Origin of the sequence: Sandarakinorhabdus sp. (genome assembly GCF_031430775.1) — a bacterium.
Classification (GTDB): Bacteria; Pseudomonadota; Alphaproteobacteria; order Sphingomonadales; family Sphingomonadaceae; genus Sandarakinorhabdus.
In genome coordinates this window covers 1-7,493 of the sequence record NZ_JANPCD010000202.1, presented here as the reverse complement: position 1 = coordinate 7,493, position 7,493 = coordinate 1, and the positions used below count along the sequence as shown (strand labels likewise).

Genomic DNA, 7,493 nt, shown 5'->3' with positions numbered 1-7,493 from the left:
ATTTTCTGTTCCGCCATGCCGAAATCGACGCAGTTATGTTCGACATACATGTCGAGTTCTTCGAACGAGCCGGGATCGAGCAGGATGTCGAGCCGTTCGCGGGCGCTGAGTCGTCCCTTGGCGTGCTGCGCGGCGATGCGTTTTTCACCACCTCCGGCACGGGCGGCGGCGCGGCGGCGTTCCAGTTCCTCAAGCGTCTTCAACATGGCGTTTCCCGGCAAATATCCCTCTCCGTCTAGCAGCGGGGAAGGGCTTTGCAACACTGGCAAATCGCTTATGCTGCGCATGCAGGGGGAACACGCCATGGCACTACAGGTCATCGGCGCCGGATATGGGCGCACCGGCACCATGAGCACGTTTACGGCGCTGAACCAGTTGGGCTTCCCCTGTTATCACATGGTCGAAGTCATCCGGAACCCGGCCAACAAGGGCCACCTTGAGTTCTGGGGGCGTGTCGCGGACAGTCCTGCGGGCGCCGCGCATGACTGGGAACAGGTGTTCGCCAACTACACTGCCATGGTCGATTTTCCGGGCAGTTGTGTCTGGCACGAACTGCTGGTCGCCTACCCGGACGCAAAAGTGTTGATGACCCTGCACCCGGGAGGCAGCAGCGCCTGGTATGACAGCGCCATCGAGACGATTTACTTCACCGAGAACCGCTGGTTCTGGAAGGTGCTGGAAGTGCTGACGCCGTTTGGCCGCAAGATGGGACCGATGTGCCGCAAGCTGATCTGGCAGCGAACCTTGCAGGGCGCCATGGTCAACCGCGCAGCGGCCATGGCCCAATATGACCGGCAGTTGGCCGAAGTGGTCGCTGCCGTGCCGCCTGACAGGCTTCTGGTATTCACCGCCAATCAGGGCTGGGCGCCGCTGTGCACCTTTCTGGGGGTGCCGGTGCCTGACACGCCCTTTCCCAATGTCAACGACCGCGCCCAGTTCCAGATGATGTTCAAGAGCATGAAACGGGCAGCGATCGCCATGGTCTTCATTGGCGCGGCGGTCGCGGCGGCCATCGGCTGGTGGCTCGCGGCCTTGACAGCCTGACGTCAGAGCAGCCGCAGGAACCGCACGGCTGCCGCCAAATCGGCGCGCCGTTCTGCCTCGGCGGCTTCTGCGAGCGGGTCGCGGCCCCAATATTCCTCCTGCCAGATGGCATCGAGATGGCCCAGCGCATAGGCGGTGTCCGCATCCATCTCGCCGGCAGCCACGGCAAGCCCGAGCACGGCTGACCCCGTGATGGTCACCACCGGATCAAGCGCCGCCAGTTGCAGTGGGCAAAACGCACCATAAGCGGCCGTGATGCGCGCCAGGCTTTCTGGCGCCTGCGGCTTGTGCAGGATGCCGACCACGAGTGAGAAATGTGCGTCGTCGCGCTGCGCCGCCCATGCCAGCCAAGGGTCCCATTGGTCGGTCTGGCGCGCGACAAGGCTGGCCGGGCCATCGGCGCGATAGGCCAGCAGTTCGGACCCGGCAAAGGCCGCCAGCCGCACGGCAAATGCCGATGGATCGGGTGCGACCCGGTCGATGGCCGCATTGGCGAGGCCGGTCAGCGGCATCGATCGCGGCAGGATCGTCTCGCCCTGCGCCGCCCATTCGCCGGCAATCGCCTCTGCCAGGTTCCGGCTGTCCAGGGCCAGCGGCAGCCGCGCAGGCGTGCGCACCGGCTTGCCGTCGAGCAATATGCCATGGGGGGGCGCATCGCTGATGGCCGCGTGGGTGTAGAAGCGCTTCACCGTGTCAGCCCGAGATGGCGGGGGCGCAGGAACAGGCTGACCAGGCCCGGCGCCATGACGGCAAAGGCCGCCACCGAAGGCCCGTCGCGCCCCAGCCATATCCCGGCAAACAGGCAGCCCAGCCCGGCAAAACGCACCGCGACAAAGATCAGAAACCGCTTGCGCGCCAATGCGGGCGGCAATGGCTCAGGCTTCAGGCTCTCGGTCATGTCGTCCTCAGGTGTGCCAGCAAATCGGCCATATCGGCCGCGACATGTTCGGCGCCGTGCGCGACGAGTTCATCGGCGTCGTGATAGCCCCAATCGACGCCGATGGCGCGCACGCCGGCGGCAACGCCCATGCCCATGTCGAACGCGGTATCGCCGATGATGACGCTGCCGCCGGCCTGCGCGCCGGCTTCGGCAATTGCGGCTTGCAGCATGGAAGGGTGGGGTTTCGATGGGTGGCGATCGGCCGTCTGCAACGTCACGAAATGGCCGGTGATGCCATGATGCGACAGCGCCAGCGCCAGGCCGCGATCCGACTTGCCGGTGGCCACGCCCAGCAGCCAACCGGTATCGAGCAGCTCGGCCAGCCCATCCGCCACGCCGGGATACAACGGTTCGGGATCAAGCGCCTTGTCGGCCCGCAGCCGCTGGAAGGCGTGCTTGTAATCCTGCGCCATGCTTTCGTGCAGGGCCGGCTCGGCATCCGGCAGCAACACCTGCATGGCCTCGACAAGGCTCAGGCCGACGATGCGCCGCGTGGCGTGGCTGTCGGGCGGTGCCAGGCCATGGCGCTGGAACGAGGATTCCATCGCCCGGATGATATTGACCTGACTGTCGATCAGCGTCCCATCACAATCAAAGACTGCCAGTTTTACCATCCACGTGCCCTTCGGATTGCCGCCGCGCCGGCCAGTTCGCCGCGCTCTTCAAGTGCTGCGATGACGGCGCGCGCATCATCCTCGCTACGGTTCTGGCTGGCCTTTTGCGTGGTCCGGACCGTATCGGGCACCATGGCAAAGCCGGTGATGGCACGCATCATCGCTTCGGCGCGAGGCCGCGCCATCTTGGCCATGGTCCAGTCTTCGCCGACGCGCGGCTCGAATGTCGCAGAGGACAGCTTCAGCAGCGCTTCAAGCCCTTGGGCGTCCAACTGCGTGACCGGCCCTTCGATCTCGACGGTCTGGTAATTCCATGTCGGTACATTGGCAGCCGGGTCGTCATACCAGTTCGGGCTAATGTAATGACCGGGACCGCCGACGCTGACGAGCAACCGCCCGCCGTTCAGATGCGGCACCAGCGCATTGCCGTTGGCGAGATGAAATCGCAGTTCGCCGCCGGCCACCAGCAGAGGTGCATGGGCGACGCGTGGGCCATCCGGTGTCATGGCAAACAGATGCGCAAAGCCATGCGCCGCGACAAAGGCCAGCGGATCGTCTTTCAGGCGAAAGGCGGGGTTGGGATGCATGAATTGGGCAGATAGCCTATCGGCAAGAAGAGTCGACCCCGCCCGGCCGCCAATCTAAAGCTCGTGCATGTCCGATGTCAGTCTTGCGCAAGATGTTCCCCCGCCCGCCGAGCGCCAGCGCATTGCCGCCAGCCCCCAGGAGGCGCGCAGCCCGCAGGACCTGCGCGGGCTGCACTATCCCTTAGGCCGCTGGGTTCCCACCCCCGGTACGCAGGTCGAGGTCGCGCCCGGCATCCACTGGCTGCGCATGCCGCTGCCGTTCGGGCTGGACCACATCAACCTGTGGGCGCTGGATGCCGGCGATGGACCGAATGGGGGCTGGGCGCTGGTCGATACCGGCGTCAACATGGGCATTACCAAGAAATACTGGGAAATGCTGTTCGCCGGGCCTTTGGCGGGCAAGCCCGTCACCCGCATCATTGTTACCCATTATCATCCCGATCATCTGGGGCTGGCAGGCTGGCTGTGCCGGCGCTGGAACGTGCCGCTGGAAATTGCCCGCACCGAATATCTGCTGGCGCGCACGCTGACGCTCGATGTCCGCGATGCGCCGCCGCCCGAGGCCGTGGATTTCTCCATCCGCGCCGGCTGGCCGGACGAGGCGGTCGAGGGCCTGCGGCAAAAGCCCTGGGGCAATTTCTCCAAGATCGTCAGCCCGTTGCCTGCCGGGTTCAAGCGTATCCGCGACAAGGACGTGCTGACCATCGGGTCAAGGCGCTGGACCGTGGTGACCGGCCGCGGCCATGCGCCCGAACACAGCTGCCTTGTCAGCGACGATGGCATCATGATCTCGGGCGATCAGGTGCTGCCGCGCATCACCAGCAATGTCTCGGTCTATCCCACCGAGCCCTATGCAGACCCGCTGGGTGACTGGCTCGAATCCATCGACAGGTTGCGCCGGATCGACGCCGGCGTGCTCGTGCTGCCCGCCCATAACGAACCGTTCACCGGCCTGCACATCCGGCTCGACCAGCTGGCCGAGGATCATCAGGACAAGCTGGAAAAACTCCAGGCCTTTTGCGCCGAGCCGCGCACTGCGTTCGAAAGCTTTGCGACGCTGTTCCGCAAGCCGGTGGGCGAAAGCGATTACGGCATCGCAACCGGCGAGGCCGTGGCGCACCTGCATTGGCTGGAGGAACGCGGCAAGGTCCGCCGCATCCTCGGCAGCGACGGCGTCGACCGGTTTGTCGCTATTGCCTGAGGCTTCGCGCCTCACGCCTCGCGGCGCGAAAACCCCAGCATCGTGCGCATCCGTTCCACCATCCGGGGGTCGGGCGTGCTGTTGTCATCCTTGATCGCCGATTTTTCCGGCACGCCAAGCCCGCGCACCACTGCTGGCCGCGCGGCAATCGCCGCGCTCCAGCGGGCCAGATGCGGCAGGCCGCTGGTGTCGATACCGCTCCATTTCGCAGTGCGTACCCAGCACCAGTTGGCGATATCGGCTATACCATAGTCGCCGGCCAGAAACTCCGCTTCGCCCAGCCGGTGGTCGAGCGCCGCAAACAACCGCCGACCTTCGGCCTGATAACGGGTCACGACTGCCGGCAGTTTTTCGGGCCAATACCGGTGAAAGACATTGGCCTGGCCCATCATCGGGCCGATGCCGCCGACCTGGAACATCAGCCATTGCAGCGCCAAGCTACGCGCCTGCGGCTCGGTTGGCAGCAGCATCCCGGATTTTTCCGCCAGCCACAACAGGATGGCACCCGATTCCATGATGGCAAAGCCGTCATCGACCAACACCGGCACCTTGCCATTGGGGTTGATCGCGAGGAAATCCGCCTGCTTCTGCTCGCCCTTGGCCAGATCGACGGCCACGACAGCATAGGACAGGCCCATCTCCTCAAGCGCGATGGAGACCTTGTACCCATCGGGTGTCGGCGCGGTGTAAAGCTTGAGGGTCATGACTACAGGCTATACCCTCAATTGCCGGCGTGAAAGTGCTGCCAGATGGCCAGTGCCATGGCCTTTGAAATGCCGGGTGCTTTTTCCAGATCTTCCAGCGTCGCGCCTTTGACTGAACGGCTGGTGCCGAAATGCAGCAGCAACGCCTTTTTGCGGGCAGGGCCGATGCCCGGCACATCATCCAGCAGGCTGGTGACCAGCGCCTTTGCCCGCTTGGCGCGGTGGGCGCCGATGGCAAAACGATGCGCCTCGTCGCGCAGGCGTTGCAGATAGAACAGTGCCGGCGACCCCGGCGGCAGTGTCATTTCGCGGCCCGAAGGCAGATGGAAAATCTCGCGCCCGGCGTGCCTGTCCGGCCCCTTGGCAACGCCGATGATCGGCACGCCCTCGACGCCCAGTTCCTCCAGCGCGGCGCGCACCGCCGACAATTGCCCCTTGCCGCCATCGATGAGGCACAGGTCGGGCCATGTTTCGCCCTCCCGGTCCGGGTCGTCACGGTCCAGCCGGGCAAAGCGCCGGAACAGCATCGCCTTCATCATGGCAAAATCATCGCCCGGTGTGATGGATTCGTCCTTCATGTTGAACTTGCGATACTGATTCTTCTGGAATCCCTCCGGCCCGGCCACGACCATGGCACCCAGCGCGTTGGTCCCCATGATATGGCTGTTGTCATAGATTTCGATGCGTTTTGGCGGGCCTTCCAATTCGAACAGATCGGCCAACTCCGCCAGCAGGCGCCCCTGTGTGGTGGCTTCGGCGCGGCGCCGTGCGATGGCTTCGCTGGCATTGCGCGCTGCCTGTTCGATCATGCGGCGACCACTGCCGCGCTGCGGCACGCGGATGGTGACCCGGCGGCCGGCCTTGCCCGACAGCGCCTCGGCCAGCAGATCGGCTTCGGGCAGCGCGCGGTCGAGCAGCAATTCGCGCGGCGGTGGCAGATCCTCGTACAATTGCGCCAGAAAGCTTTGCAGCACTTCGGCTTCATCGACGCCTTCGGTATGGGCCGGAAAAAACGCTCGGTGCCCCCAGTTCTGGCCGCTGCGGATAAAGAACAGCTGGATGCACATGGCGCCGCCGTCGCTGGCCATGGCGATGACATCGGCGTCCTGGTCCGCATCGGTGGCATTGATCGCCTGGCTGCCCTGGATGAAGGTCAGCGCCTTCAGCCGGTCACGCAGCACGGCGGCGATCTCGAAATCCTGCCGGGCGGCTGCGGCCTGCATGGCATCGGCGAGCTTTTTTTGTGCCTCCTGCGTGCGGCCCGACAAAAAGCCTTTGGCGTCGGCGACCAGCTCGGCATAGCTGGCGGCGTCGATACGCCCGGTGCACGGCGCCGAACAGCGTTTGATCTGGTGCAGCAGGCATGGCCGGTCGCGTGCCGCCATGAAACTGTCGGTGCAACTGCGCAGCAGGAACACCTTCTGCAGGGCGTTGAGCGTCGCGTTGACGGCGCCGGCGCTGGCAAACGGCCCATAATAGCTGCCCTTGGCGACGCGCGCACCGCGATGTTTGGAAATGCGGGCAAATTCATGGTCATCGCGCAGCAGGATGAACGGAAAGCTTTTGTCGTCGCGCAGCAGCACATTGTATGGCGGGCGATAGCGCTTGATCATCTGCGCTTCGAGCAGCAGCGCCTCGGCTTCCGAATTGGTGGTGATGATCTCCATGGACCGCGTCTGCGACACCATGCGTTGCAGCCGGCGTGGCAGGCGGGTCACCTGCGTGTAATTGGTGACGCGCTGCTTGAGCGCCCGCGCCTTGCCGACATACAGCACGTTGGCGCCGGCATCGATCATCCGGTACACGCCCGGCCGCGCCGGCAGTGTCTTGACGACATTGCGGATCGCCGCCACGCCGCGATCGAGGTCGGGCACATCGCTGCCCTTGAGCGCAAATGTGGCGCTTTCCTCGGAAAATCGATCGGGGGGCAGTTCGGCCATGTTGTCCCTGTAGTAAAAGCCGGCCAGAACGCCAAATGATGCAACCTGTTCAGGGGCCTTGATGACGATTTTTGCACGATTCTGCGTGCCGCTGCTGCTGGTGCTCGCTGCCTGTTCCGGCCGCACGCCGCCGGTCCCATCGGCGGCAATGCCTGCTGCTGTTTCTGCTGCTGCGCCCCAGCGTCCGCTGGTCATCCTGATATCGGTCGATGGCCTGCGCGCCGATTATCTGCGGCGCGGGATCACGCCCAACATCGCGGCACTGGCGGCTCGCGGCGTGACCACACCTGCCATGCGGCCCAGCTTTCCCTCGCTGACCTTCCCCAACCACTACACGCTGGTGACCGGCCTGCGCCCCGACCGTCACGGCATCGTCAGCAACACCATGGAAGATGCGGCGCTCGGCAAGTTCAGTCTGTCGAATCGGGCGGCGGTCGAGGACCGGCGCTGGTGGGACGGCGCC

At 64.8% G+C, this 7,493-nt stretch carries 10 protein-coding genes; 3 read left to right on the top strand and 7 right to left on the bottom strand.

The genetic code is table 11. The annotated features are described in order from the left end of the window. A partial coding sequence (locus RMQ73_RS13195; protein ID WP_310498753.1) for a carboxyl transferase domain-containing protein occupies positions 1-206 on the bottom strand: 206 nt, incomplete at its 3' end. 97 nt (positions 207-303) lie between these two features. Between RMQ73_RS13195 and RMQ73_RS13190 the strand changes: the two genes are divergently transcribed. After that, entirely contained in the window at positions 304-1,044 is a 741-nt protein-coding gene (locus tag RMQ73_RS13190) for a sulfotransferase (protein ID WP_310498752.1), read from the top strand. 2 nt (positions 1,045-1,046) lie between these two features. Here RMQ73_RS13190 and RMQ73_RS13185 read toward each other — a convergent pair whose 3' ends face one another. The 4 genes from RMQ73_RS13185 to RMQ73_RS13170 are packed head-to-tail and all read right to left on the bottom strand — an operon-like array spanning position 1,047 to position 3,185. Next, the gene (locus RMQ73_RS13185; protein ID WP_310498751.1) at positions 1,047-1,733 is read right to left on the bottom strand and encodes an ATP12 family protein; all 687 of its coding nucleotides are present in this window, start codon (positions 1,731-1,733) and stop codon (positions 1,047-1,049) included. Continuing rightward, complete coding sequence (locus RMQ73_RS13180) at positions 1,730-1,942, bottom strand: hypothetical protein (RefSeq protein WP_310498750.1); 213 nt, start codon at positions 1,940-1,942, stop codon at positions 1,730-1,732. The genes RMQ73_RS13185 and RMQ73_RS13180 overlap by 4 nt, the downstream gene beginning before the upstream one ends. Further along, on the bottom strand, positions 1,939-2,598 hold the full coding sequence (locus RMQ73_RS13175; RefSeq protein WP_310498749.1) for an HAD hydrolase-like protein: 660 nt from the start codon (positions 2,596-2,598) through the stop codon (positions 1,939-1,941). Before RMQ73_RS13175 ends, RMQ73_RS13180 begins: the two co-directional genes overlap by 4 nt. Continuing rightward, on the bottom strand, positions 2,592-3,185 hold the full coding sequence (locus RMQ73_RS13170) for an FMN-binding negative transcriptional regulator (RefSeq protein ID WP_310498748.1): 594 nt from the start codon (positions 3,183-3,185) through the stop codon (positions 2,592-2,594). The genes RMQ73_RS13175 and RMQ73_RS13170 overlap by 7 nt, the downstream gene beginning before the upstream one ends. A gap of 67 nt (positions 3,186-3,252) precedes the next feature. Here RMQ73_RS13170 and RMQ73_RS13165 point away from each other — a divergent pair, with 67 nt between their 5' ends. Further along, a complete protein-coding gene (locus tag RMQ73_RS13165) occupies positions 3,253-4,386 on the top strand; it encodes an MBL fold metallo-hydrolase (RefSeq protein ID WP_310498747.1) in 1,134 nt (377 codons plus the stop codon). Positions 4,387-4,397: 11 nt separating this feature from the next. On the opposite strand, the gene RMQ73_RS13160 is transcribed toward RMQ73_RS13165, so the two are convergent. Further along, positions 4,398-5,090 (bottom strand): glutathione S-transferase N-terminal domain-containing protein, encoded by a 693-nt coding sequence (locus RMQ73_RS13160; RefSeq protein ID WP_310498746.1) that lies wholly within the window; start codon positions 5,088-5,090, stop codon positions 4,398-4,400. A 17-nt stretch (positions 5,091-5,107) separates the two neighbouring features. Then, positions 5,108-7,030, bottom strand: coding sequence for an excinuclease ABC subunit UvrC (uvrC, locus tag RMQ73_RS13155; RefSeq protein ID WP_310498745.1), 1,923 nt, complete (start codon positions 7,028-7,030; stop codon positions 5,108-5,110). Positions 7,031-7,091: 61 nt separating this feature from the next. Here uvrC and RMQ73_RS13150 point away from each other — a divergent pair. Next, positions 7,092-7,493 (top strand): alkaline phosphatase family protein (locus RMQ73_RS13150; protein ID WP_310498744.1); only part of this gene is annotated, 402 nt, incomplete at its 3' end.

Excerpts from the sequence above, each read along its gene's own strand:
- RMQ73_RS13190 (WP_310498752.1), top strand. The coding sequence starts at position 304 with ATGGCACTACAGGTCATCGGCGCCGGATATGGGCGCACCGGCACCATG.
- RMQ73_RS13180 (WP_310498750.1), bottom strand. The coding sequence starts at position 1,942 with ATGACCGAGAGCCTGAAGCCTGAGCCATTGCCGCCCGCATTGGCGCGC.
- RMQ73_RS13175 (WP_310498749.1), bottom strand. The coding sequence starts at position 2,598 with ATGGTAAAACTGGCAGTCTTTGATTGTGATGGGACGCTGATCGACAGT.
- RMQ73_RS13170 (WP_310498748.1), bottom strand. The coding sequence starts at position 3,185 with ATGCATCCCAACCCCGCCTTTCGCCTGAAAGACGATCCGCTGGCCTTT.
- RMQ73_RS13165 (WP_310498747.1), top strand. The coding sequence starts at position 3,253 with ATGTCCGATGTCAGTCTTGCGCAAGATGTTCCCCCGCCCGCCGAGCGC.
- RMQ73_RS13160 (WP_310498746.1), bottom strand. The coding sequence starts at position 5,090 with ATGACCCTCAAGCTTTACACCGCGCCGACACCCGATGGGTACAAGGTC.
- uvrC (WP_310498745.1), bottom strand. The coding sequence starts at position 7,030 with ATGGCCGAACTGCCCCCCGATCGATTTTCCGAGGAAAGCGCCACATTT.